Origin of the sequence: Cellulosimicrobium funkei, from assembly GCF_004519295.1 — a bacterium.
Lineage (GTDB): Bacteria > Actinomycetota > Actinomycetes > Actinomycetales > Cellulomonadaceae > Cellulosimicrobium > Cellulosimicrobium funkei.
Genome location: NZ_SOZH01000013.1, coordinates 79,845 through 102,822, shown reverse-complemented (window position 1 = coordinate 102,822; position 22,978 = coordinate 79,845). Strand labels below are relative to the sequence as shown.

Annotated in this window: 19 protein-coding genes and 2 tRNA genes; 8 read left to right on the top strand and 13 right to left on the bottom strand. The window is 74.3% G+C overall.

The window, feature by feature from the left end; all coding sequences use genetic code 11:
- The 6 genes from clpX to E1O70_RS19210 all read right to left on the bottom strand — a co-directional run.
- A partial coding sequence (gene clpX / locus E1O70_RS19235) for an ATP-dependent Clp protease ATP-binding subunit ClpX (protein ID WP_134724206.1) occupies nucleotides 1-680 on the bottom strand: 680 nt, incomplete at its 3' end.
- A gap of 202 nt (nucleotides 681-882) precedes the next feature.
- A complete protein-coding gene (locus tag E1O70_RS19230) occupies nucleotides 883-1,599 on the bottom strand; it encodes an ATP-dependent Clp protease proteolytic subunit (protein ID WP_021482022.1) in 717 nt (238 codons plus the stop codon).
- Nucleotides 1,600-1,636: 37 nt separating this feature from the next.
- Nucleotides 1,637-2,284 (bottom strand): ATP-dependent Clp protease proteolytic subunit, encoded by a 648-nt coding sequence (locus tag E1O70_RS19225; protein WP_044144211.1) that lies wholly within the window; start codon nucleotides 2,282-2,284, stop codon nucleotides 1,637-1,639.
- Between the two features lie 243 nt (nucleotides 2,285-2,527).
- Complete coding sequence (tig, locus tag E1O70_RS19220; protein WP_061269281.1) at nucleotides 2,528-3,937, bottom strand: trigger factor; 1,410 nt, start codon at nucleotides 3,935-3,937, stop codon at nucleotides 2,528-2,530.
- A gap of 95 nt (nucleotides 3,938-4,032) precedes the next feature.
- The gene (locus E1O70_RS19215; RefSeq protein ID WP_082774823.1) at nucleotides 4,033-5,049 is read right to left on the bottom strand and encodes a DMT family transporter; all 1,017 of its coding nucleotides are present in this window, start codon (nucleotides 5,047-5,049) and stop codon (nucleotides 4,033-4,035) included.
- Between the two features lie 83 nt (nucleotides 5,050-5,132).
- Nucleotides 5,133-5,206: transfer RNA gene (locus E1O70_RS19210), tRNA-Pro, on the bottom strand.
- Nucleotides 5,207-5,394: 188 nt separating this feature from the next.
- On the opposite strand from E1O70_RS19210, the gene E1O70_RS19205 reads away from it, so the two are divergent.
- The 4 genes from E1O70_RS19205 (at nucleotide 5,395) to E1O70_RS19190 (ending at nucleotide 8,715) form a co-directional block, all read left to right on the top strand.
- Nucleotides 5,395-5,465 (top strand) — tRNA-Gly (locus E1O70_RS19205).
- A 453-nt stretch (nucleotides 5,466-5,918) separates the two neighbouring features.
- A complete protein-coding gene (gene cysK / locus E1O70_RS19200; protein ID WP_021482934.1) occupies nucleotides 5,919-6,854 on the top strand; it encodes a cysteine synthase A in 936 nt (311 codons plus the stop codon).
- 1 nt (nucleotide 6,855) lies between these two features.
- The gene (gene epsC / locus E1O70_RS19195) at nucleotides 6,856-7,485 is read left to right on the top strand and encodes a serine O-acetyltransferase EpsC (protein ID WP_061269279.1); all 630 of its coding nucleotides are present in this window, start codon (nucleotides 6,856-6,858) and stop codon (nucleotides 7,483-7,485) included.
- 180 nt (nucleotides 7,486-7,665) lie between these two features.
- A complete protein-coding gene (locus E1O70_RS19190) occupies nucleotides 7,666-8,715 on the top strand; it encodes an LLM class F420-dependent oxidoreductase (protein ID WP_061269278.1) in 1,050 nt (349 codons plus the stop codon).
- A 19-nt stretch (nucleotides 8,716-8,734) separates the two neighbouring features.
- Here the strand turns inward: E1O70_RS19190 and E1O70_RS19185 are convergent, their stop codons facing one another.
- The gene (locus E1O70_RS19185; protein ID WP_082774822.1) at nucleotides 8,735-9,124 is read right to left on the bottom strand and encodes an MGMT family protein; all 390 of its coding nucleotides are present in this window, start codon (nucleotides 9,122-9,124) and stop codon (nucleotides 8,735-8,737) included.
- Nucleotides 9,125-9,191: 67 nt separating this feature from the next.
- Here E1O70_RS19185 and E1O70_RS19180 point away from each other — a divergent pair, with 67 nt between their 5' ends.
- The gene (locus E1O70_RS19180; protein WP_061269277.1) at nucleotides 9,192-10,532 is read left to right on the top strand and encodes a GNAT family N-acetyltransferase; all 1,341 of its coding nucleotides are present in this window, start codon (nucleotides 9,192-9,194) and stop codon (nucleotides 10,530-10,532) included.
- A 37-nt stretch (nucleotides 10,533-10,569) separates the two neighbouring features.
- Here E1O70_RS19180 and E1O70_RS19175 read toward each other — a convergent pair whose 3' ends face one another.
- A complete protein-coding gene (locus tag E1O70_RS19175) occupies nucleotides 10,570-11,577 on the bottom strand; it encodes an Fpg/Nei family DNA glycosylase (protein ID WP_061269276.1) in 1,008 nt (335 codons plus the stop codon).
- 1 nt (nucleotide 11,578) lies between these two features.
- Nucleotides 11,579-12,040 carry a ribose-5-phosphate isomerase gene (locus tag E1O70_RS19170; RefSeq protein WP_021482425.1) on the bottom strand — a complete coding sequence of 154 codons (462 nt, stop codon included), beginning with the start codon at nucleotides 12,038-12,040 and terminating at the stop codon, nucleotides 11,579-11,581.
- Nucleotides 12,041-12,100: 60 nt separating this feature from the next.
- Between E1O70_RS19170 and E1O70_RS19165 the strand changes: the two genes are divergently transcribed.
- Nucleotides 12,101-14,155, top strand: a complete 2,055-nt coding sequence (locus tag E1O70_RS19165) for a M13 family metallopeptidase (RefSeq protein ID WP_061269275.1) — start codon at nucleotides 12,101-12,103, stop codon at nucleotides 14,153-14,155.
- A 69-nt stretch (nucleotides 14,156-14,224) separates the two neighbouring features.
- Here the strand turns inward: E1O70_RS19165 and E1O70_RS19160 are convergent, their stop codons facing one another.
- Nucleotides 14,225-15,409 (bottom strand): hypothetical protein, encoded by a 1,185-nt coding sequence (locus tag E1O70_RS19160; protein WP_128957529.1) that lies wholly within the window; start codon nucleotides 15,407-15,409, stop codon nucleotides 14,225-14,227.
- 201 nt (nucleotides 15,410-15,610) lie between these two features.
- Nucleotides 15,611-16,255 carry a mycothiol-dependent nitroreductase Rv2466c family protein gene (locus E1O70_RS19155; protein ID WP_370670929.1) on the bottom strand — a complete coding sequence of 215 codons (645 nt, stop codon included), beginning with the start codon at nucleotides 16,253-16,255 and terminating at the stop codon, nucleotides 15,611-15,613.
- 207 nt (nucleotides 16,256-16,462) lie between these two features.
- On the opposite strand from E1O70_RS19155, the gene pepN reads away from it, so the two are divergent.
- On the top strand, nucleotides 16,463-19,042 hold the full coding sequence (gene pepN, locus E1O70_RS19150) for an aminopeptidase N (protein WP_061269272.1): 2,580 nt from the start codon (nucleotides 16,463-16,465) through the stop codon (nucleotides 19,040-19,042).
- Between the two features lie 179 nt (nucleotides 19,043-19,221).
- On the opposite strand, the gene malQ is transcribed toward pepN, so the two are convergent.
- Entirely contained in the window at nucleotides 19,222-21,399 is a 2,178-nt protein-coding gene (gene malQ / locus E1O70_RS19145; RefSeq protein WP_061269271.1) for a 4-alpha-glucanotransferase, read from the bottom strand.
- 90 nt (nucleotides 21,400-21,489) lie between these two features.
- On the opposite strand from malQ, the gene E1O70_RS19140 reads away from it, so the two are divergent.
- Entirely contained in the window at nucleotides 21,490-22,767 is a 1,278-nt protein-coding gene (locus tag E1O70_RS19140; RefSeq protein WP_240696773.1) for a mechanosensitive ion channel family protein, read from the top strand.
- Here E1O70_RS19140 and E1O70_RS19135 read toward each other — a convergent pair.
- Nucleotides 22,712-22,957, bottom strand: coding sequence for a PTS sugar transporter subunit IIB (locus E1O70_RS19135; RefSeq protein ID WP_043658687.1), 246 nt, complete (start codon nucleotides 22,955-22,957; stop codon nucleotides 22,712-22,714). The genes E1O70_RS19140 and E1O70_RS19135 overlap by 56 nt on opposite strands.
- Nucleotides 22,958-22,978 lie beyond the last annotated feature (21 nt).

Here is a 22,978-nt window from a genome sequence, read left to right as displayed (position 1 = left end):
ACCGACGCCGACGTGCCCTCGATGATCTTCAACAACGCCTGCTGCACACCCTCACCCGACACGTCCCGCGTGATCGAAGGGTTCTCCGCCTTACGCGCCACCTTGTCGATCTCATCGATGTAGATGATGCCCGTCTCAGCCTTCTTCACATCGAAGTCCGCCGCCTGCACCAGCTTCAACAGAATGTTCTCCACGTCCTCACCGACATACCCCGCCTCGGTGAGCGCCGTCGCGTCCGCGATCGCAAAAGGCACGTTCAACATCCGCGCCAACGTCTGCGCCAGATACGTCTTGCCCGTCCCCGTCGGACCGATCAACAAGATGTTCGACTTCGCCAGCTCCACGTAGTCCGCGTCGTCCGGGTTCGAGGGCTTGGCCTGCTCGCCCGCCTGCACGCGCTTGTAGTGGTTGTAGACGGCGACGGCCAGGGCCCGCTTCGCGGCGTCCTGGCCGATGACGTACTGCTCGAGGAACTCGAAGATCTCCTTGGGCTTGGGCAGCTCCGTGAGACCGAGCTCCGTCGCCTCGGCGAGCTCCTCCTCGATGATCTCGTTGCAGAGGTCGATGCACTCGTCGCAGATGTACACGCCGGGGCCCGCGATGAGCTTCTTGACCTGCTTCTGCGACTTGCCGCAGAACGAGCACTTCAGCAGGTCGGCACCGTCTGAGATACGAGCCACTACGCGTCTCCTTGTCCCGGTGACCGGTCCTCCGCCCGTCGGGTTCGACGGCGCGGGGCCCGGGCACGGCCGAGCGGGTCCTGCTCCCCATTCCACACCACGGGGCCCCCGTTGTCAGGTGGGCTCTCCGCACGGGGCGCAACGTGTCGCGCCGCCGACCCCGGCGGGGACGGCGGCGCGGCGCGTGGTCAGGCGGACCGGGTCACGGCTTGTTGACCGCGACGGCCTTGCGGCTCTCGAGGACCTGGTCCACGAGGCCGTACTCCTTCGCCTGCTCGGCGGTGAGGATCTTGTCGCGCTCGATGTCCTGGCGGACCTGCTCGACCGACTTGCCCGAGTGCAGCGCGAGGGTGTCCTCGAGCCACTCGCGCATGCGGATGAGCTCGTTCGCGTGGATCTCGATGTCGGACGCCTGCGCGTAGCCGCCACCCTCCATCGCGGGCTGGTGGATGAGCACGCGCGCGTTGGGGAGCGCGAGACGCTTGCCCGGCTGGCCCGCGGCGAGCAGCACGGCCGCGGCCGAGGCCGCCTGGCCGAGGCAGACCGTCTGGATCTGGGGCTTGATGTACTGCATCGTGTCGTAGAGCGCGGTCATCGCGGTGAACGACCCGCCCGGCGAGTTGATGTAGAGGATGACGTCGCGGTCCGGGTCCTGGCTCTCGAGCACGAGGAGCTGGGCCATGACGTCGTCCGCGGACGCGTCGTCGACCTGGACGCCCAGGAAGATGATGCGGTCCTCGAACAGCTTGGTGTAGGGGTCCTGTCGCTTGAAGCCGTAGGCGGTGCGCTCCTCGAACTGCGGGAGCACGTAGCGGGCGGACGGCGCACCGCCCGGCAGGGCGATGCCGCCGGGGCGGGCCGCGGGGCCGGCGAGGCGCTGGGCGGTGGACAGGTACTGGGACTCGGCGCTGAAGCTCACGGGTTCTCCTCGGTGAAGTCTGGTGTCCGGTGCGGGGTCAGGAACCCGTGGTGCCGCCGCCGCCGGTCACGGACGACGCGTTGGTGACGACGTGGTCGATGAAGCCGTACTCCAGCGCCTCCTGCGCGGTGAACCAGCTGTCCCGGTCGTTGTCCTTGAGGATCTGCTCGAGCGGCTTGCCGGTCTGCTCGGCCGTCAGCTCGGAGAGCACCTGCTTCATGTGCATGATGAGCTGCGCGTTGATCCGCACGTCGGTCGCCGTGCCGCCGATGCCGCCGGACGGCTGGTGCATCATGACGCGCGCGTGCGGCGTCGCGTACCGCTTGCCCTTGGTGCCGGACGAGAGCAGGAACTGCCCCATCGACGCCGCCATGCCCATGGCGATCGTCGCGACGTCGGGCTGGATGTACTGCATCGTGTCGTAGATCGCCATGCCGGCCGTGATCGAGCCGCCGGGCGAGTTGATGTAGAGCCAGATGTCCTTGTCCGGGTCCTCCGCGGCGAGCAGCATCATCTGGGCGCAGATGGCGTTCGCGTTCTCGTCGCGCACCTCCGAGCCGAGCCAGATGATGCGCTCCTTGAGGAGCCGGTTGTAGATGGAGTCGTTGAGTCCGAGGCCCGGACCCTCGGCGCGGTTCACCGGGGCCGTCGCGTCGGACGGCAGGTACAGCTCGTTCACATCCATCTCCTTCGTCGCTCCCGCGGGTCGCCCCCGCCTGCGCTGCCCTGGCCGGCCGGGACGGCGTCCCGGTCCAGCCGTGCTGCAGTGACCCTAACGCGGTCCGTGCCCGCCGTTCGTCCCGGCGGGCCGCGTTTTCGCTGACGGCGCACCAGGCACCACGCCCCCTCGCCGACGACGACGGCCCGCACCCTCGCGCGGAGGGTGCGGGCCGTCGTGGGGACCGTCCGGCCGGGGGCCGGCGACGCGTCAGGCCTTCGTCGCGTCCTTCTCGTCGTCCTCGACCGGGGCGTCGGCGGCGGGGGCGGCCGAGTCGTCCACGAGCGCCTCCTCGACCGGCTCGCCCGCGACGTCCTCGACGGACTCGTCCGCGGCGGCGTCCTCGTCGTCAGAGCCGATAAACTCGGTCAGGTCGACGACGTTGCCGGCGGTGTCCTTGACCTCGATCTGGCGCAGCGCGACGGCGAGCGACTTGGAGCGCGCGACCTCGCCGACCATCGCGGGGATCTGCCCGCCCTGGTCGAGCGACTGGATGAACTGGTTCGGGTCCATCCCGTACTGGCGCGAGGCGCTCACGAGGTACTCGAGGAGCTCGTTCTGCGCGACCTTGATCTCGAGCTGCTCGGCGAGGGTGTCGAGCAGGATCTGATTGCGCAGGGCGTCGGTCGCCTCGACCGTGACCTCGGCGCGGTGCGTGTCGTCCTCCAGGCGGCCCTCGGACTCGAGGTGGCGGTGCACCTCGGCCTCGACGGCGCCCGCGGGGACGGGGATCTCGACGGCGTCGTTGAGCGCCTTGAGCAGCTCGTCGCGCGCGGCGACGGCCTGGTTCGACGTCTTGATGCTCGCGACCTGCTCGCGCAGGTCCGCCGTGAGCTCCTCGAGCGTGTCGAACTCGGAGGCGAGCTGGGCGAAGTCGTCGTCGGCCTCGGGGAGGTCGCGCTGCTTCACGGACGTGGCGGTCACGGTGACCGCGGCCTCCTTGCCCTCGTGCTCGCCGCCTGCCAGCGGCGCGTTGAACGTGGTCGTCTCCTCGGCCGAGAGACCGGTGAGCGCCTCGTCGAGGCCCTCGAGCATGTTGCCCGAGCCGATCTGGTAGCTCACGCCGGAGACGGAGTCGACCTCCTCGCCGTCGATCTCGGCCTTCAGGTCGAGCACGACGAAGTCGCCCTCGGCCGCGGGGCGGTCGACGCCGACGAGGGTGCCGAAGCGCTCGCGCAGCGCGTCGAGGCGCTCGGTGACGTCCTCGTCCGTGACCTCGGCGGGCTCGACGGTGATGGCGAGCGAGTCGAGCGCGGGCAGCGTGATCTCGGGGCGGACCTCGACCTCGGCGGTGAAGACCAGCTGGCCCTCGCCGGCCTTCGCCGGGATCTCGGTGACCTCGACCTCGGGCTGGCCGAGGGGGCGCAGGTTCTCCTCGCTCGCGGCCTGGCGGTAGAAGCCGGAGAGCGCGTCGTTGACGGCGTGCTCGATCACGGCGCCCCAGCCGACGCGCTGGTCGATGACGCGGGGCGGGACCTTGCCCTTGCGGAAGCCGGGGATGTTCACCTGCTCCGCGATGTGCTTGTAGGCGTGGTCGATGCTCGGCTTGAGCTCGTCGTACTCCACCTCGACGGTCAGCTTGACCTTGGTGGGGTCCAGGGTCTCGACGGCGCTCTTCACTTCGATGATCTCCAACTGATCGGGGCGGGCCGCGGGCGGCCGGGGACGGCACCGCACGCGGGCGTACGGGCAACCGTCCCATCGTACGCGAGCGGTCAAGCGCGCCCGACGCGCGGACCCGACCTCGATCCTGACCTCGAGCCTGACCTCGAACCTGACCCCGATCCGGGCCGTGGTCCCGGCCGGGGCACGACGAGCAGCACCGCGAGCGCGACGACCGCGGTCGCGACGACGGTCGGCCAGCGCAGCCCCACCACGCCGAGCACGTCGAGCAGGACCGCCATGACCATCTGGCCCCCGACGACGGTCAGCGTGAGGACGAGCGTGCCGAGGTGGCGCACGGCGAACGCGGCCGCGACGGTGACGACCGTCCCGAGCGGCCCGCCCAGGTAGAGCCACCACTGCGGGGGCAGCACGACGCCGTCGAGCACGCCGAACGGGACGCCGAGCGCGCACACGAGCGTGATCCCCGCGAGCCCGCCCGTGACCGAGGTGAGGGTCGCCACGACCGGGTCGCCCGTGAGCTCGGTGACGCGGCCGTTGCCCGCCTGCTGCCCGCACAGCACCGCGCCGCCCACGAAGAGCGCCGCACCGGCCGCGACGACCGCCCACCCGGGACCGCCCGCGCTGCTCCCGAGCACCGCGATGCCCAGACCCGCGAGCGCCGCGAGGCCGGCGCCCGCACGACGCGGTGTGAGCCGCAGCGGCGCGGGCAGCCCGACGCCCCGCGCGTCGAGCGCGAGCCCGGCGACGGTCTGGCCGGCCACGGAGCAGACGGACGCGACCGCGACCCCGACGAGGGGGATCCCGGCGGCCATCGCGACGACGATCGGCACGCTGCACAGCCCGACGGCGAACCACCACCACGAGGCGGACGAGCGCACGACGGCGAGCGTGGACCGGACGCGGCGGCGGGCGACCACCACGAGCACGGTCGCGAGGAGGGTGCCCACGTAGGAGAGCCACGCGGCGAGGACGGGCCCCGTGCCCGCTGCCCCGAGGTCGCCGTTGAGGCGTCCCTGGAGCGAGAGGACCGCACCGCTGCCCGCGGCGACGAGCGCGGCGAGGGTCACGCGGGCTGCCGGACCGGCGGTCGCGGAGGACGGGGTCAACGGGCACCTCCCGGGACGGGACCGCCACGGCGGCCCGGACGTCGACGACGTCCCGCGACGCCCCGCAGGGCGCCGCGCGAAGGTCGGGGTGACAGGATTTGAACCTGCGACCTTCCGCTCCCAAAGCGGACGCGCTACCAACCTGCGCCACACCCCGTCGTCCGCCACGGCGGGCGGACCAGGGGCAAGTGTACTGGCGGGACGGGGCGCGACCGACGGGCCGCCGCGTGGGGAACGCCGCGGCACGGGCGGCCCGCCGACGTTTGCTAGGGTGGCGGCCGCAGGTCGGTGGCACGCCGTCCCGGGCGGCCGCACAGGCCGACCACCGGGCGAGCCGAGGCCCGCGCGGGCGTAGCTCAATGGTAGAGCCCCAGTCTTCCAAACTGGCTACGCGGGTTCGATTCCCGTCGCCCGCTCCGTTCGTCCCACGACCCCACGGGCGCCCCGCCTCCCCGGCGAGGCGCCCGTCGTCGTTCCTGGGCCCCGCGGACGGCGTTGCAGGGCCGCGCCACGGACCGATAGCCTCGGGGCACGCGCGCCGTCGGCCCGCCCGGAGCTCCGGGCGACTCCCCCGGCGCGACCGACCAGGAGGAGCGAGGAATGACCGCGACGACCGCGCGTCCTGCATCGCTGCACCGCGCCGCGCCGCGCACCTCCTGTTGTCGCTGTCTCGGCTGCCGCTGACGACGGCCGTCCCCGCGTGCCCCGGCACGCCCGCGCACGCCCCTCGTCCCGCCCGAGCCCGTCCCGTCGCCCGCGCGCGCCCGCGCCGCCCCCGCGAGACGCTGGACCCCGGCCACCGGGCGCGCCCCGCTCCCCATCGGTACCCCCACCCGGCTCACCCCGAGCCGTCGACAGAAGAGGAAGACATGGCACGCATCTACGACGACGTCACGCAGCTCGTCGGCAACACCCCGCTGGTCCGGCTCAACAAGCTCACCGAGGGGCTCGGCGCCACCGTGGTGGGCAAGCTCGAGTTCTACAACCCCGCCAACTCGGTCAAGGACCGCATCGGCGTCGCGATCATCGACGCCGCCGAGGCGTCCGGCGAGCTGAAGCCGGGCGGGACGATCGTCGAGGCGACGTCCGGCAACACCGGCATCGCGCTCGCGATGGTGGGTGCGGCGCGCGGGTACGACGTCGTGCTCACGATGCCGGAGACGATGTCGAAGGAGCGCCGCGCGCTGCTGCGCGCGTTCGGTGCCGAGCTCATCCTCACGCCGGGCTCCGAGGGCATGAAGGGCGCGGTCAGCCGCGCGGACGAGATCGTCGCCGAGCGCGAGGGCGCGATCCTCGCCCGCCAGTTCGCGAACGAGGCGAACCCGGAGATCCACCGCCGCACGACGGCCGAGGAGATCTGGGCCGACACCGACGGCGCGGTCGACATCGTCGTCGCGGGCATCGGCACGGGCGGCACCATCACGGGCGTCGGCCAGGTGCTCAAGGAGCGCAAGCCCGGCGTGCAGATCGTCGCGGTCGAGCCCGAGGAGTCGGCCATCCTCAACGGCGGCCAGCCCGGCCCGCACAAGATCCAGGGCATCGGCGCGAACTTCGTGCCCGAGATCCTCGACACCTCGGTCTACGACGAGGTGATCGACGTCAACGCCGAGACCGCCGTCGAGTACGCGCGCCGCGCTGCCAAGGAGGAGGGCCTGCTCGTCGGGATCTCCTCGGGCGCCGCGATCGCCGCCGCGCTGCAGCTCGCCGCGCGTCCCGAGAACGCGGGCAAGCTCATCGTGACGATCATCCCGTCGTTCGGCGAGCGCTACCTGTCCTCCGTCCTCTACGCCGACCTGCTGGACTGACGTGACCGACCCCCACCCCCGCGCACGGACGGCCGGCCACCGGCTGCGCCGGTTCGTGCGCGTGCTCGGCGAGGACCTCGAGGCGGCCCGACGGCGTGACCCCGCCGCGCGCAGCCGCCTCGAGGTCGCTCTCGCGTACCCCGGCGTGCACGCCGTGTGGGCCTACCGGCTCGCGCACCGCATGTGGCGCGAGCCCCTGCTGCGCCTGCCGGCGCGGCTCGTGTCGCAGGCGGCGCGCGCGCTCACCGGCGTGGAGATCCACCCCGGCGCGCGCATCGGCCGACGGCTGTTCATCGACCACGGGATGGGCGTCGTCGTGGGCGAGACGGCCGTGGTCGGCGACGACGTCGTGCTGTTCCACACGTCGACGCTCGGCGGGCGCTCGATGAAGCGGGGCAAGCGGCACCCCACGCTCGGCGACCGGGTCGTCGTCGGCGCCGGGGCGAAGATCCTCGGGCCGGTGTGGGTCGGCGACGACGTCCAGGTCGGCGCCAACGCCGTCGTCGTCAAGGACGTGCCCGCGGGCGCGGTCGCCGTCGGCGTGCCGGCCACCGTCCGGATGCCGGCGGGCACGCCCGCCGCGCGGGAGGCCGTCGAGGACCCGTCGCTCCTCATCGAGTACGTCATCTGAGGAGGACGCCGGGGGCGGCCCCGGATCGGCTAGTGTGGTCGTGGGCGGTACCTGAGACCGCGCGTACCGGATACCCCCTGCCCGGTGCGCCCTCGGGTACCGCCCGCTCACCGCCGGCCGCAGCCGCCCGTCCGTGGCCGCCGGTCCCGGCACCACGACCCTCGACGAGGAGGAGCGCGCATGCGCCTCGGCATCCACACCGGCTACTGGTCCGCCGGTCCCCCCGACGGCATCCAGGACGCGGTCGTCGCGGCCGACCGCCTCGGCGTCGACTCGGTCTGGACCGCGGAGGCCTACGGCTCCGACGCGTTCACGCCGCTGGCGTGGTGGGGCTCGCGCACGACCCGCATCCGCCTCGGGACCGCCGTCGCGCAGGTCTCCGCACGCACCCCGACCGCGACGGCGATGGCCGCGCTGACGATGGACCACCTCTCGGGCGGCCGGTTCGTCCTCGGCCTCGGCGTCTCCGGGCCGCAGGTGGTCGAGGGCTGGTACGGCCAGCCGTACGCGAAGCCGCTCGCACGGACCCGCGAGTACGTGCAGGTGGTGCGCGACGTCCTGCGCCGGGAGGCGCCCGTGACGTCGTCCGGCCCGCACTACCCCCTCCCCCTGCCCGACGGCGTCGGGACCGGGCTGGGCAAGCCCCTGCGCTCGACCGTCCACCCGCTGCGCGCCGACCTCCCGATCCACCTGGCGGCCGAGGGGCCGAAGAACATCGCGCTCGCCGCCGAGATCGCGGACGGCTGGCTCCCGCTGTTCTACTCGCCGCGCATGGACGCGACGTTCCGCGAGCTCCTCGCGGACGGCTTCGCGCGCCGCGCGCCCGAGCGCTCGCCCGAGTCCGCGTTCGAGGTGAGCGCGACCGTCCCCGTCGTCGTGCGCGAGCACGTCGAGCAGGCCGCGGACCAGGTGCGCCCGTTCCTCGCGCTGTACGTCGGCGGGATGGGCGCCAAGGGGGCGAACTTCCACCGCGACGCGCTCGACCGCCTCGGGTACGCCGAGGCGTGCGACGAGATCCAGGCGCACTACCTCGCGGGACGCAAGGACCTCGCGGCCGCCGCCGTCCCGACGGCGATGGTCGAGGACGTCGCGCTCGTCGGCCCGCCCGAGAAGATCGCGAGCGACCTCGCGGCGTGGCGCGAGACGGCGGTGACGACGCTCCTCGTCCAGGGCGACGCGACGGCCGTGCAGACGCTCGCCCCGCTCCTCGCGGCCCCGACCCCGGGCTGACCGGCCCGGCGCCGCGCGGTCAGCCGTCGGCGCCGGGGAACCACACCGCCCGGCGCAGGTCCACGCGACGCCCGTCGCGCGACAGCGGGCAGCCCTCGGCGCGGAGCTCCGCGAGCGCCGCGTCGAGGTGGTGCGCGGGCGGCGACCCCGCCGCGTTGACGATCCGCCACCACGGCACCGGGGCGCCGTCGTCGTCCACCCCGGACGACCCGGCGAGCACCTGCCCGACCTGGCGCGGGCCGCCCCGCCCCAGCGACTCCGCGACGATCTCCGCGACGAGCCCGTAGGTCATGGCCCGCGCGGGCGGGACGCGCCGCACGAGGTCGAGCACCGCGGTCGCGTACTCCTGGGCGAGGGCGCGAGGGTCGGCGCGGTCGTCGCCGCCGCGTCCGGGGGTGCGTCGTGCCATGGCGCCCGACCCTAGCCGTCGCGAATGTCCTGGCGCGAGCACGGCCCGGGACAGGAGGATCGGGGGCATGAGCGACCACCGACCCGCACGCCTCCCGGACGGCTACGAGCTCGTCCCCCTCACGTCCGCCGACCTGCGCGACGTGCTCGACCTCGACACCACGACGTTCCCCTCGCCGGTGGAGGTCGACGAGCTCGTCGACCTCCCGTTCCCGCTCACCTGGGAGCGCGCGCTCGGCGTGACGGTCGAGCACGAGGACGCGGACGCGCCGCCCGTCGACGGCGCGCGTCCCGTGCGGCGCGAGCTCGTGGGGATGCACGCGTCGTACCCGTTCGCGCGCTTCCCGGTCCCCGGCGCGACCGCTCCGGTCGCGGGCCTCACCTGGGTGGGCGTCCACCCCGCGCACCGGCGGCGCGGCATCCTCAGCGCGATGATCGACACGCACCTCGCCCGGTGCCGCGAGCGGGGCGAGCCGGTCTCGGCGCTCTTCGCGGCGGAGGCCGCGATCTACGGCCGGTTCGGGTACGGCAAGGCGGCCGACGACGTGCGCCTCACCGTCCCGCGCGGCGTCGCGCTGCGCGACGTCCCGGGCGCGGAGCGGCACACCGTCCGCATCGAGCGCGCGGACCGCGCGCGGCACGGCGAGCTCGTCGCGACGATCCACGAGCGCGCGGGCGCCGACCCGACGGGCCAGGGCGCGGGCATCAACCGTCCGGGGTGGGCGACACGCGAGACCCCCGAGCTCCAGGCGACGTTCTGGGACGACGCCAAGGTCTGGCGCAAGGACCGCGAGCCCACGCGCATCGCGATCGTCGAGCTCGACGGCGAGCCGCGCGGGTACGCGCGCTTCCACCGCAAGCTCTCGTGGGAGGCCACGGGCCCGCGCGGCCCGGTGAGCACGGGCGAGGTCGTCGCGCTCGACGCCGCGGCCGCCCGCGCGCTGTGGGGCATGCTCACCGACCTCGACCTCACGCACGAGGTGACGCCCTTCATGCTGCCCGTGGACGACGTCGTCACGAGCCTGCTCGTGGACCCGCGCTCCGCGTCGCCTCGCCTCGCGGACAACCTCTGGGTGCGGGTCGTGGACGTGCCCGGCGCGCTCGCCGCGCGCCGGTACGCGGCGGACGTCGACGTCGTGCTGCACGTGACCGACGAGCGCCTGCCCGACAACGCAGGGCGCTGGCGGCTGCGGGCGGAGGCCTTCGGCCCGGCGACGGCCGAGCGGACCGATGACGCGGCGGACCTCTCCCTCGACGTGCGCGAGCTCGGCGCGACCTACCTGGGCGGGACGTCGCTCGCGGCCCTCGGCGCGGCAGGTCTGGTCACCGAGCACTCCCCCGGCGCGCTCGCGCGCACGAGCGCGGCCCTCGGCTGGCCCGTCGCCCCGGTGTGCAGCTGGGTGTTCTGACCGGGCGGGCGCACCCGGGTCCCGGGCGCGCCCGCCGTCACGTCTGGCAGACGCCGCACCAGAAGAGGTTGCGCCCCGCGAGCTCCTCGAGGAGCACCGGCGTGCCGCACACCCGGCACGGCAGCCCGTCGCGGTGGTACACGTAGAACGCCTCGTCCGCGGGCACGGCGTCGGGAGCGACGTCCGTGTTCTGCCGCACGCGCCGTCTCCCGGTCGCCGGCTCGTCGGGAGCCTCGCCCGCGCCGTCGTCGCGGTGCTCGGGGCGCGTCGTGACGATCGCGCCCGTGCGCGCGCCGTCGTGCATGAGCACGACGAGGTCGTCCCACAGGGTCCGCAGGTCCTCCGCGGGCACGTCGCGACCGGGGCGCATCGGGTCGAGCCCGGCCCGGAACAGCGCCTCCGCGCGGTAGATGTTCCCCACGCCCGCGACGACGTCCTGGTTCATGAGGAGCAGCCCGACGGGGCTGCGCGAGCGCCGCACCGCGGCGACGAACGCGTCGCGCGGGTCGGGCTCGCCGGGGCCCGGGTCGCGGATCGGGTCCGGCCCGAGCCGGTCCTCGACCGCACGCTTCTCGTCGGCCGTGACGACCTCGCACGCCGTCGGGCCCGTGAGGTCCGCGACCGCGTGCGCGCCGACGAGCCGGACGCGCACGGCGCCGCGCGGCGGCGGGGGCGACCAGGCGCCGTCGGGCGCGCCGGGCACCTCCCCCGGGCCCGCCGGGACGGTCTCACGCTCACCGATCCGGCGCCGGGGCGCGCCGATCGCGTGCACGACGGCGGTGCTGCCGTCGCCCGCGAACGTCCACGCCCCGTAGAGGCCGAGGTGCACGCGGAGCCAGCGGACGTCGTCGGACGCGGCACCCGGCGCGGCGAAGCCGAGGAACATCTGCTTGCCCCACGCCTCGCTCGCGACGAGCACGCGCCCGTCGAGCAGGGCCGCGCCGGGGGCGAACCGGCCCTGCGGGCTGCTCACCGTGAGCGGCTCGCCCGTGAAGAGCTCGCCGAAGGCGCGCGCGAGGCGGTGGACGGTGTGACCCTCGGGCACGTCAGGCCGAGGTGCCGCGCGCCGCCTCGTACGCCGCGAGCTGGTCGATGCGGCGCTGGTGGCGCGGGTCGCCGCTGAACGGCTCCGCGAGGAACGCGTCGACGAGCGCGACCGCCTCGTCCACCGAGTGCTGGCGCGCGCCCACCGCGACGACGTTCGCGTCGTTGTGCTGCCGCCCGAGGCGCGCGGTCTCCAGGTTCCAGGCGAGCGCGGCGCGCACGCCGACGACCTTGTTCGCCGCGATCTGCTCGCCGTTGCCGGAGCCGCCGATGACGACGCCCAGCGAACCGGGCTCCGCCGCCACCGCCTCGCCCGCCGCGAAGCAGAACGACGGGTAGTCGTCCTGCGCGTCGTACGTGTGGGCACCGTGGTCGACGACGTCGTGACCCGCCGCCCCCAGGTGCTCGACGAGATGGGTCTTGAGCTCGTAGCCGGCGTGGTCCGCGGCGATGTGAACGCGCATGGGCTCATCATGCCCCAGCGGGCCCCCTCGCCGCCGAGGTGAGGCCGTAGCCTGAGACGCATGACACAGACCTCCCCGACGTCCACGCCTCCGGCCTCGTCCGGCACCCCCGACGCGACGCGCTCCGGCATCGACCTCGACGCGCTGGACCCCGCCGTCCGCCCGCAGGACGACCTGTACCGCCACGTCAACGGCCGCTGGCTCGCGACGCACGAGATCCCCGCCGACCGCGCGATGGACGGCGCGTTCCGGGCGCTCCACGACCAGGCCGAGGTGCACGTCCGCGAGATCATCACGGACCTCGGGGAGCAGGTCGCGGCGGGCGGCGCAGACGTCGGGCCGGACGCGGCGAAGGTCGGGGCCCTCTACGCGAGCTTCATGGACACCGAGCGGATCGAGGCGCTCGGCACCACGCCCCTGCAGCCCGACCTCGCGCTCATCGCGTCCGCCACGACGCAGGCCGAGCTCACCGGGGCGCTCGGCGCCCTCCAGCGCACGGGCGGCGCGGGCGCCGTCGGCTTCTGGGTCGACAACGACGCGAAGGACCCCGAGCGGTACGTCGCCTACCTCTACCAGTCCGGGCTCGGCCTGCCGGACGAGGCGTACTACCGCGAGGACCAGTACGCCCCCGTCCGCGCGAAGTACGTGCCGCACGTCGCGCGCATGCTCGCGCTCGCGGGCGTCACGGCCGAGACGTGGGGCGCGACGCCCGAGGACGCCGCCGAGCGGATCATGGCGCTCGAGACGAGGCTCGCCGCGAAGCACTGGGACGTCGTGCGCGACCGCGACGCCGACCTCACCTACAACCCGCGGACGCTCGCCGCGCTCGTCCAGGAGGCCCCCGGGTTCGACTGGCGCGCGTGGGTCCTCGCGCTCGGCGCGCCGCAGGGCTCGCTCGACGACGTCGTGGTCCGCGAGCCGGACTTCGCGGCCGGGTTCGCCGAGCTCTGGGCGAGCGAGCCGCTCGAGGACTGGAAGCTGTGGATGGTGTACCACCTCGTCACCGCCCGGGCGCCCTACCTCTCCGAGGACCTCGTCGAGGCGAACTTCGACTTCTACGGGCGCACGCTGTCGGGCGCGCAGGAGGTGCGCGAGCGCTGGAAGCGCGCCGTCTCCGTCGTCGAGGGCGCGCTCGGCGAGGCCGTCGGCGCGCAGTACGTCGCGCGGCACTTCCCGCCCGCGCACAAGGCGCGCATGGAGGAGCTCGTCGCCTCCCTCGTGGCCGCCTACCGCGAGTCGATCACGACGCTCGACTGGATGACGGACGAGACGAAGGAGAAGGCGCTCGCCAAGCTCGAGGCCTTCACGCCGAAGATCGGCTACCCCGTGCGGTGGCGCGACTACTCGGCGCTCGTCGTCGACGCGCACGACCTCGTGGGCAACGTGCGCCGCGCCCACGCGTTCGAGCAGGACCGCGAGCTCGGCAAGATCGGGCGCCCGCTCGACCGCGAGGAGTGGTTCATGACGCCGCAGACGGTCAACGCCTACTACAACCCGGGCATGAACGAGATCGTCTTCCCCGCCGCGATCCTGCAGCCCCCGTTCTTCGACCCCGAGGCCGACGACGCCGTGAACTACGGCGGCATCGGCGCGGTGATCGGCCACGAGATCGGTCACGGCTTCGACGACCAGGGCTCCAAGTACGACGGCGCGGGCCGCCTCGAGGACTGGTGGACGGCGCGCGACCGCGAGGAGTTCGAGAAGCGCACGACGGCGCTCGTCGCCCAGTACGACGCGTACCGACCTGCGCAGCTCGGCGAGGACGGCCCGCACGTCAACGGCGCGCTGACCATCGGCGAGAACATCGGCGACCTCGGCGGCCTGTCGATCGCGCTCAAGGCGTACCGCATCGCGCTCGGCCGTCCGCTGGAGGAGGCGCCCGTCGTCGACGGGCTCACGGGCATCGAGCGCGTGTTCCTCGGCTGGGCCCAGGTGTGGCAGTCGAAGGGCCGGGACGAGGAGGTCGTGCGCCGCATCGCGACGGACCCGCACTCGCCCAACGAGTTCCGCTGCAACGGGGTCGTGCGCAACGTGGACGAGTTCTACGACGCCTACGACGTGCAGCCGGGCGACGCGCTCTACCTCGCCCCCGAGGAGCGCGTGCGCATCTGGTGACCCCGGACGCGCGAAGGGCCCGCGGCGGGTCGTCCCGCCGCGGGCCCTCCTGCGTGGTGGTCGGGCCGGTCAGAGCGTCCGGATGCCCGCGCGCGCGATGGTGAAGCCCTTGCCCGTGGCGTCGTCGCGGCACGTCATGCCGGTCTCGGCGCTGTCGCACGTGAAGGGGCCGACCGTCGTGGACGTGCCGTAGTCGAGGATCGCGGTGTCCCCCGGCGCGGGCTGCGGCTGCTCCGCCGCGGGCACGCACGGCTGGTCGACGCTGCCGTCGGCGTCCAGGACGACCTTGTAGCCGACCGTGCCGTCGCACCCGTCGACCGGGGCGGGCTGCGTGCCGAGCTGGGCGATCACGCACGTCGCGCTGACGTCGGTCACCTCGCACGTGATGTTCCGCGACTCCGACGCGAACGTCTCGGACACCGTGGGCTCGGCCGGTGCCGTCTCCTCGGCGCCGTCCGTGGCGGTCGCCGCCGGGGACGTCGACGCCCCGCCGAGCGGTTCCTCGTCGCCGCCGCCGAGCAGCGAGATCGCGAAGACGATCGCCCCGAGGACGAGCAGCGCGTCGACGACGATGAACGCGATCCACCCCGCGCCCAGCCGGTCCGAGCCGCGACCGCCGCCGTCCCCGCCGCGCCGGCCGGTCGACGGGCCGGACGGGGCGCCCGTGCCCCCCGACGAAGCGCGCGGGGCGGCGGCGGCCGGGGCCGCCGAGGCCGGCGGGTGGTAGGCGGGCTGCTGCGCGGGCGGCGTGGCGGCCGCGTAGGCGGGCTGGGCGGTCGGCTCGTACGCCGCGGTCGCGCCCCCGTACGGACCGGCCGCAGCGTGACCGGCCGCCGTGTCACCCGGAGCGTAGCCGGGACGGCCCGCGGCCGTCCCGACCGGGGCCGCGACGCCGAACCCGTTCTGCTCGGTCGCGTAGCGCACGCGCTGCGGCGGCACCGGCGACGGCGAGGGCGCCGGGACCGCGGGCTGCGCGGCCGTCGGGAGCTGGGTGATCGGCGTCACGTGCTGGACCGTCGTCGCCTGGAAGGACGACGCCGACGCGACGACGGTCGGCTGGCCGTCCGCGGGCGTCGCGCGCGGCGCCTGGGCCGTCGGGCCGCTCGTCGGGGCGAACGAGGGCGGCCCCGAGGTCCCGTGCGCGGGCACGGGGGCGAACGCCGTGGTCGGCTGGGCGTCGTCACGACCGACCGCGGCCCCCGGGACGCCGCCGGGGGGCGGCGGCGGCGGTGGCACGGGTGCGTTCGGGGACATGCTCGGCTCCTCGCGGGCTTCCTCGGCGGACTCGCCCGGCGCGACCGGGCGGCGGGCGCTCCTGGAACCGCCCGCGAACTGACGAAGCATGGCACGAGCCACCCGCACCGGTCGAACCCCGGGAGCCCCGCGACGCCCTCGCCCCCGGGGTCTGCACGACGTCCGCACGGCGTCCGCACGACGGCAGCGCCGTGCCCGACGTCAGTCGAAGACGGGGCCCTGCGTGCGCGTGCGCTTGAGCTCGAAGAAGCCCGGCGTGCTCGCGACCAGGACGCACCCGTCCCACAGCCGGCCAGCGGCCTCGCCCTTCGGCGCGGGCGTCACCACGGGGCCGAAGAACGCCGTCCCGCCGAACGCGACGACGGGCGTCCCGACGTCCTCGCCCACGCGACCGATGCCCTCGGCGTGCGACGCGCGCAGCTGCTCGTCGTAGGCGTCGGAGCCCGCGGCCTCGGCGAGCGACGCGGGCAGGCCCACCTCCGCGAGCGCCTCGAGCAGCACGGCGTCGTAGTCGGTGCGGCCGCCCGGGTGCAGGCGCGTCCCGATCGCGTCGTAGAGGGGCTTGACGACGTCCTCGCCGTGCTCGACGCGCGCGGCGGTGACCACGCGCACCGGGCCCCACGCCTTCGCCATGAGCTCGCGGTACTCCTCCGGCAGGTCGCGGCCCTCGTTGAGCACCGCGAGGCTCATCACGTGCCAGCGGACGGTGACGTCGCGCACCTGCTCGACCTCGCCCATCCAGCGGCTCGTCATCCACGCCCACGGGCACACGGGGTCGAACCAGAAGTCGGCGACGCGCAGGTCGTCCTCGGTCGCGGTGGGGTCGGTCGTCGCGGTGAGCGTCACGGGGCGGTCTCCTTCGTCGTCGGGCGCGCCCGGGGTCCGGGTCGCCGGGGCGCGGCGGCCGGGCCGACGGCGTCCCCACCCCGTTCCGACACCGCGCGAGGGCAGCGTATTCCCGGGAGCGGGCGCGGGCACGCGTGGGATGATCGTCCGTGGCCCACAGGCCGCCGTCGAGGCCGACCGGCCCGACCACGAGACCGAGGAGATGCAGTGCCCGGAGAGAACCTCACCCGCGCCGAGGCGAGCGAGCGCGCGGCGATCGTCGACGTCCAGTCCTACGAGGTCGACCTCGACCTCACGACGGGGGCGACGACGTTCGCGTCGACGACCGTGGTGCGGTTCACCGCGACCGAGGGCGCGAGCACGTTCGTCGACCTCGTCGCGCCGACCGTGCGCGAGGTCGTGCTCAACGGCCGTGCGCTCGACCCGGCGCAGGTGTTCGCCGACTCGCGCATCGCGCTCGACGGCCTCGCGGCCGACAACGAGCTGCGCGTCGTCGCCGACTGCGCGTACACCAACACGGGCGAGGGCCTGCACCGGTTCGTCGACCCGGTCGACGGCGAGGTCTACCTCTACACGCAGTTCGAGGTCCCGGACTCGCGGCGCGTGTTCGCCGTCTTCGAGCAGCCCGACCTCAAGGCGACGTTCGCGTTCACGGTCACCGCGCCCGCGGCGTGGGAGGTCGTGAGCAACCAGCCGACGCCCGCGCCCGAGGCGCTCGGCACGAAGGCCGACCCGACCGGCACCGGCGCCGGCGACGTCGAGGTCGCGCGCTGGGCGTTCGAGCCGACGCCGCGCATCTCGTCGTACATCACCGCGCTCGTCGCGGGGCCGTACGTCGTGGAGCGCAGCGAGCTCACGTCGTCCGACGGCCGCACGATCCCGCTCGGGGTCTTCTGCCGCGCGTCGCTCGCCGACCACATGGACGCCGACTACGTGTTCGACAAGACGCGCGAGGGCTTCGCGTTCTTCGAGTCCGCGTTCGAGCACCCGTACCCGTTCGACAAGTACGACCAGCTCTTCGTGCCCGAGTACAACATGGGCGCGATGGAGAACGCCGGGTGCGTGACGTTCACCGAGACGTACGTCTTCCGGTCCAAGGTCACCGACGCCGTCAAGGAGCGTCGCGTCGTGACGATCCTCCACGAGCTCGCGCACATGTGGTTCGGCGACCTCGTGACCATGAAGTGGTGGAACGACCTGTGGCTCAACGAGTCGTTCGCGGAGTACGCGTCGACGCTCGCGACCGCCGAGGCGACCGAGTGGCGCGAGGCGTGGACGACGTTCGCCGCGATGGAGAAGTCCTGGGCCTACCGCCAGGACCAGCTGCCCTCGACGCACCCCATCGTCGCGACGATCAACGACCTCGAGGACGTGTTCGTCAACTTCGACGGCATCACCTACGCCAAGGGCGCGTCGGTGCTCAAGCAGCTCGTCGCGTGGGTCGGCAAGGAGCAGTTCCTCGCCGGCGTCGCGGCGTACTTCCGCAAGCACGCGTGGGGCAACACCGAGCTGCGCGACCTGCTCGTCGAGCTCGAGGCCACGAGCGGCCGCGACCTCACCGAGTGGTCCGCGCTGTGGCTCGAGACCGCGGGCGTGAACACCCTGCGGCCCGAGTTCGAGCTCGACGCCCACGGCCGCTTCACCACGTTCTCCGTGGTGCAGACGGCGGCGGCCGACCACCCGACGCTGCGCCCGCACCGGCTCGGGATCGGCTTCTACGACCTCGTCGACGGCGTGCTGACCCGCGTGCACCGCACGGAGGTCGACGTCGCCGGCCCGCGGACCGAGATCCCCGAGCTGCTCGGCCTCGACCGCCCGCAGCTCGTCCTGCTCAACGACGACGACCTCGCGTACGCGAAGATCCGCCTCGACCCCGCGTCGCTCCAGGTCGCGACCGAGCACCTCGCGGACCTCGCCGACCCGCTGGCCCGCTCGCTCGTCTGGGGCTCCGCGTGGGACGCGACGCGCGACGGCGAGACGCCGGCCCGCGACTACGTGCGCCTCGTGCTGGGCAACATCGCCCGCGAGACCGAGTCGACGACGATCCGCACGACGCTCAACCAGCTCGCGCTCGCCGCGAAGACGTACGTGGCCCCGGAGCGCCGCGACGAGACGCTCGCGCACGTCGGCGACGTGCTCTGGTCGCTCGCGCAGGACGCGGCCCCCGGCTCGGACCTGCAGTTCCAGCTCGTGAAGTTCTTCGCGCACCTCGCGTCGACGCCCGCGCACGGCGAGGCGCTGCGGTCGCTGCTCGACGGCTCCGCTGCCCTCGACGGGCTCGAGATCGACACCGACCTGCGCTGGGAGATCCTCGAGGGGCTCGTCCTGCTCGACCTCGCGGACGACGCCGAGATCGAGGCGACGCTCGACGCCGACTCGACCGCGACGGGTCAGCAGTCCGCCGCACGGGCCCGCGCGACGGTGCCCACCGCCGCGGCGAAGCGCGCCGCGTTCGACCGCCTCGTCGGCTCGGACGACGCCCCCAACGCGATCGTCCGCGCCACCACGCTCGGGTTCCAGCACGTCAACGACCCCGAGTCGCTCGCCCCGCTCGTCGGCGCGTACTTCGACGCGCTGCTCCCCCTGTGGGACCAGCGGTCGTACCACATCGCCGAGGCGCTCGTCACGGGCCTCTACCCGGCCCCGCTCGCGAGCACGGTGCTGCGCGACGCGACGCAGGAGTGGCTCGACGCCAACGCCGACGCCGCCCCGGCGCTGCGCCGGCTCGTGGTGGAGAACCTCGCCGGCGTCGAGCGCGCCCTCGCGGCCCAGGCCGCCGACGCCTGACCCCTCGGGTCAGCACCCCTCACGACCGCGCGCCGGGTCGCTCCGCACGACGGGGCGGCCCGGCGCTCGTCGTCCCGCGCGGGTCCGCGACCAGGCGGTACCGGCGCGGCGAGCAGGCGATCCCGGCGCGTGCGGCGAGCAGGACGGACCAGGACGGCCTGCTCGGCCGGCTCGGCCGGTCAGAGGGAGTCGTTCATCGCCTTGGCGAGCGAGCGCAGGCGGGCGGAGTCGAACAGGTCCTCGAGCAGGACGAGGTTGCCCGACGAGTCGCCGAGCGGCACCCTCCAGTTCGGGTACTCCTGGTCCGTGCCTGGCTGGTTCTGCGAGCGGCGCTCCCCCACCGCGTCGGCCAGCGAGACGCCGAGCAGCACGGCCGGGGTGCTGCGGACGAGGCGGTGCAGGGCCTCGACGAGCTCGCGCTCGGACGGGTCCTCGCCCACGAGCGAGCGCTCGCGCAGGAACGCGATCATCGCGTCCCGCTCGGCGCGCGCGGCCCGCCGCACGTCGGCGACGTCCTCCGTGAGCACGCCCAGACGGTCCCGCAGCTCGACGTGCTCGCCCGCGAGGTACCCGGCCGTGGGCGGCAGGTCGTGCGTCGTGACGGTCGCGAGCGCGAGGCGCCGGTAGTCCTCCGGGGGCAGCGGGCGGCCGTCGTCGGTCTTCTCGAACCACAGGACGGACGTGCCGAGGACGCCGCGGTCCGCGAGGTAGTCACGGACCCAGGGCTCGAACACGCCGAGGTCCTCGCCGATGACCATCGCGCCCGCACGGTGCGCCTCGAGGCACAGGATGCCGACGAGGGCCTCGTGGTCGTAGCGGACGTACGCGCCCGCGTCGGCGCGCGCGCCGCCCGGGATCCACCACAGCCGGAACAGGCCGATGACGTGGTCGATCCGGATCGCGCCCGCGTGCCGCAGGACGGTGCGCAGCATGTCGCGGTACGGGGCGTACCCGGCCCGCGCGAGCGCCCGCGGGTGCCACGGCGGCTGGGACCAGTTCTGCCCCTGCTGGTTGTACATGTCCGGCGGCGCCCCGACGGACACCCCGGTGGCGAGCACGCCACGGTGCGACCAGACGTCGGCGCCCTCGGGGTGCACGCCGACCGCGAGGTCGTGCATGATCCCCACCGACATCCCCGCCTCGCGCGCGGTGCGCTGCGCGACGCGGAGCTGCTCGTCGGCGACCCACTGGAGCCAGCAGTAGAACTCCACGCGGTCGGCGAGCTGCTCGCGCAGCGCCGCGACGGTCGGGCCGTTCGGGTCGGACGCGCCGGGCGGCCAGTCCCGGTCGCCGTAGTGGTCGGCGAGCGCGCACCAGGTGGCGAAGTCCTCGAGCCCCTTGCCCTGCTCGGCGCGGAACGCGTCGAGCGACGCCTGGCGGGCGGTGGACCGGGGCGCGGTGAACACGACCTCCAGCGCCGCCTTCTTGGCCTCCCACGCGGCGTCGCGGTCGATGGGACCGGGGTCGGTGTCGAGGTCGCGCACCGGGTCGAACGCCCACTCGACGAGCGAGCGGTCGGCCGCGGACAGGTACCCCGTCTCGCGGATGTCCTCGACCCTGATGTACAGCGGGTTGACGAAGCGGCGGCTCGTCGGGAGGTAGGGCGAGGGCGTCATCGGCGTGCGCGGCTCGGCGGCGTGCAGCGGGTTGACGAGGACGAAGTCCGCGCCGGCCTCGTGCGCGGCGAGCCAGGCGAGGTCGGCGAGGTCGGCCAGGTCGCCGACGCCCCACGACGCGCGCGAGCGCACCGAGTACAGCTGGGCCATGAAGCCCCACGCGCGCCGTTCCGCGACGGCGGCGGGCAGCTCGAGCCGCTGCGGCGTCACGACGAGCGTCGCGCGCGCGTGGGCGCCGTCGCTCTCGGCGTGCAGGTCGTGCCACCCGAGGGGCAGGTCGGCCGGGATCTCGAACGTCGCGCGGCCGACGCGCCGGCCGTCGACGGTGCGCGGCTCGACGAACACGTCGAGCTGGCCGAGGTCGCGGCGCTCCCGGGGGGCGCGCGCGGCGTGGTGCCCGGCGACGCCGGAGCGGCCCTGCTCCGCCTCGAGCTCGACCCACACGTCGACGGCAGCGCCGTCCTGCACGTGCACGGGGACCGGCACGGCGTCACCCTCCCGCACGACGACGGTCGGGGGCAGCATCTGCCGCCACGCGTCGTCGCGCGAGTGCTCGAGGCTGACGGCGACCTTCTCCGGGGACGACGCGGGGACGCCGAGGGCCTCCAGCACGGCGACGAGGGTCGAGGCCCGGACCTGGCGGCGCGTCCCGTCGAAGTCCCAGAAGTCGGACGCGACGCCGTGGGCGTCGGCCAGCTGCACCAACGGCTCGGGCAGGTCCGTCTGCGGGGGTTCGCTCACGCCTGCATCCTGCCAGACCAGGGCCTTGCGAGCAGGACGATCGCCCGGCGTGCCCGTGGCGCTCTCATGTGCCCCGGGTACCCTGCCGGCATGTCCCTCCCCCTTCTCGCTCCTGCCGTGCGCGTGCCCGCGGAGGTCCCGGAAGAGCTGAGCAACGGCTTCGACCCGAGCAACCCCGACGACTGGTTCGAGTGGTTCGTCGGCCTCCCGCTGCGCGTGCTGCTCATCGTCGTGATCGGGGCGCTCGTCCTCGCGGTCGTGCGCCGGCTCATCCGTCGCGTCTCCGAGCACATCGCCGAGGGCACGCCCACGCTCCGCGGCAAGCGGCTCAAGGGCCTCGGCGGATCCGAGGTCGGCAGCGTGCTGCTGCGCGCGAACCCGCTCGCGAGCGCTCGCCGGGCCCAGCGGGCGCGGACCGTGGGCTCGGTGCTGCGCTCGACCGCGAACATCGTCATCGGCGCGACGATCGTGCTCATGGTGCTCACCGAGCTCGGCGTGAACATCGCGCCGTTCCTCGCGTCGGCCGGCATCGCGGGCGTCGCGCTGGGCTTCGGCGCGCAGAGCCTCGTGAAGGACTTCCTCTCGGGCACGTTCATGCTTCTCGAGGACCAGTACGGCGTCGGGGACACGGTCGACTTCGGCGAGGTCACGGGCACCGTCGAGGAGGTCGCGCTGCGCGTGACGAAGGTCCGCGACGGCAACGGCACGCTGTGGTTCGTCCGCAACGGCGAGATCCTGCGGACGGGCAACAAGACCCAGGAGTGGGGTCGCGCGGTGGTGGACGTGCGCGTCGCGTACTGGGCCGACGTCGAGGCCGTGCGCGCGGCGCTGCTCGCGGCCGCGGAGGAGGTCGGGAGCGACCCGGTGCTCGGCACGTACTTCCTCGAGCCGCCCGAGGTCACGGGCATCGAGGCCATGACGGCCGAGGCGCTGCAGCTCAGGGTGCAGGTCAAGACGCAGGCCGCGATGCAGTGGGAGGTGGCGCGCGCTGCGCTCGCGCGTCCGGCAGGCGCTCTCCGACGCCCGCGTCCCGCTGGCCGGGGCGCAGCAGGTGGTCGTCCTCGACCACTCGCCGTCGCTGCCCGACGACCGGGCCGACAACCGAACCGACGCGCGGCCCGACGACCGGCCCGACGACCGGCCCGACGACACGGGCGACCGGTCCGCGCAGGCGGCCCGCGAGCGGCGCGGCGCCGCCGCGGCGACCGTGGTGCAGGACGCGGCGGGCGGCCCGGCGTCCTGAGCCGCGCGGCGCCGTCGGGCACGACCACGACGGCGCCGGTCCCTCCGCGCGGAGGGACCCGGTGGGGACTCAGCGCAGGCCGTCGAGCTCCGCGGCGAGGTTGTCGGCCTCCGGGCCGACGATGACCTGGACGACGCGGCCCGAGCGCACGACGCCGAACGCGCCCGTCGCCTTGAGGCGCGCCTCGTCGACGAGCTGCGGGTCCGTGACCTCGACGCGCAGGCGCGTGATGCACGGCTCGAGGTCGACCACGTTGCCCTGACCCCCGAGGGCGTCGAGGATGTTCTGTGCCTTCTGGTCCGAGGGGGTGCTCATCGAAAGTGTCTCCTGAGGCGA

Excerpts from the sequence above, each read along its gene's own strand:
- E1O70_RS19225 (WP_044144211.1), bottom strand. The coding sequence starts at position 2,284 with ATGGATGTGAACGAGCTGTACCTGCCGTCCGACGCGACGGCCCCGGTG.
- cysK (WP_021482934.1), top strand. The coding sequence starts at position 5,919 with ATGGCACGCATCTACGACGACGTCACGCAGCTCGTCGGCAACACCCCG.
- E1O70_RS19190 (WP_061269278.1), top strand. The coding sequence starts at position 7,666 with ATGCGCCTCGGCATCCACACCGGCTACTGGTCCGCCGGTCCCCCCGAC.
- E1O70_RS19185 (WP_082774822.1), bottom strand. The coding sequence starts at position 9,124 with ATGGCACGACGCACCCCCGGACGCGGCGGCGACGACCGCGCCGACCCT.
- E1O70_RS19180 (WP_061269277.1), top strand. The coding sequence starts at position 9,192 with ATGAGCGACCACCGACCCGCACGCCTCCCGGACGGCTACGAGCTCGTC.
- E1O70_RS19170 (WP_021482425.1), bottom strand. The coding sequence starts at position 12,040 with ATGCGCGTTCACATCGCCGCGGACCACGCCGGCTACGAGCTCAAGACC.
- E1O70_RS19165 (WP_061269275.1), top strand. The coding sequence starts at position 12,101 with ATGACACAGACCTCCCCGACGTCCACGCCTCCGGCCTCGTCCGGCACC.
- E1O70_RS19160 (WP_128957529.1), bottom strand. The coding sequence starts at position 15,409 with ATGTCCCCGAACGCACCCGTGCCACCGCCGCCGCCGCCCCCCGGCGGC.
- E1O70_RS19140 (WP_240696773.1), top strand. The coding sequence starts at position 21,490 with ATGTCCCTCCCCCTTCTCGCTCCTGCCGTGCGCGTGCCCGCGGAGGTC.
- E1O70_RS19135 (WP_043658687.1), bottom strand. The coding sequence starts at position 22,957 with ATGAGCACCCCCTCGGACCAGAAGGCACAGAACATCCTCGACGCCCTC.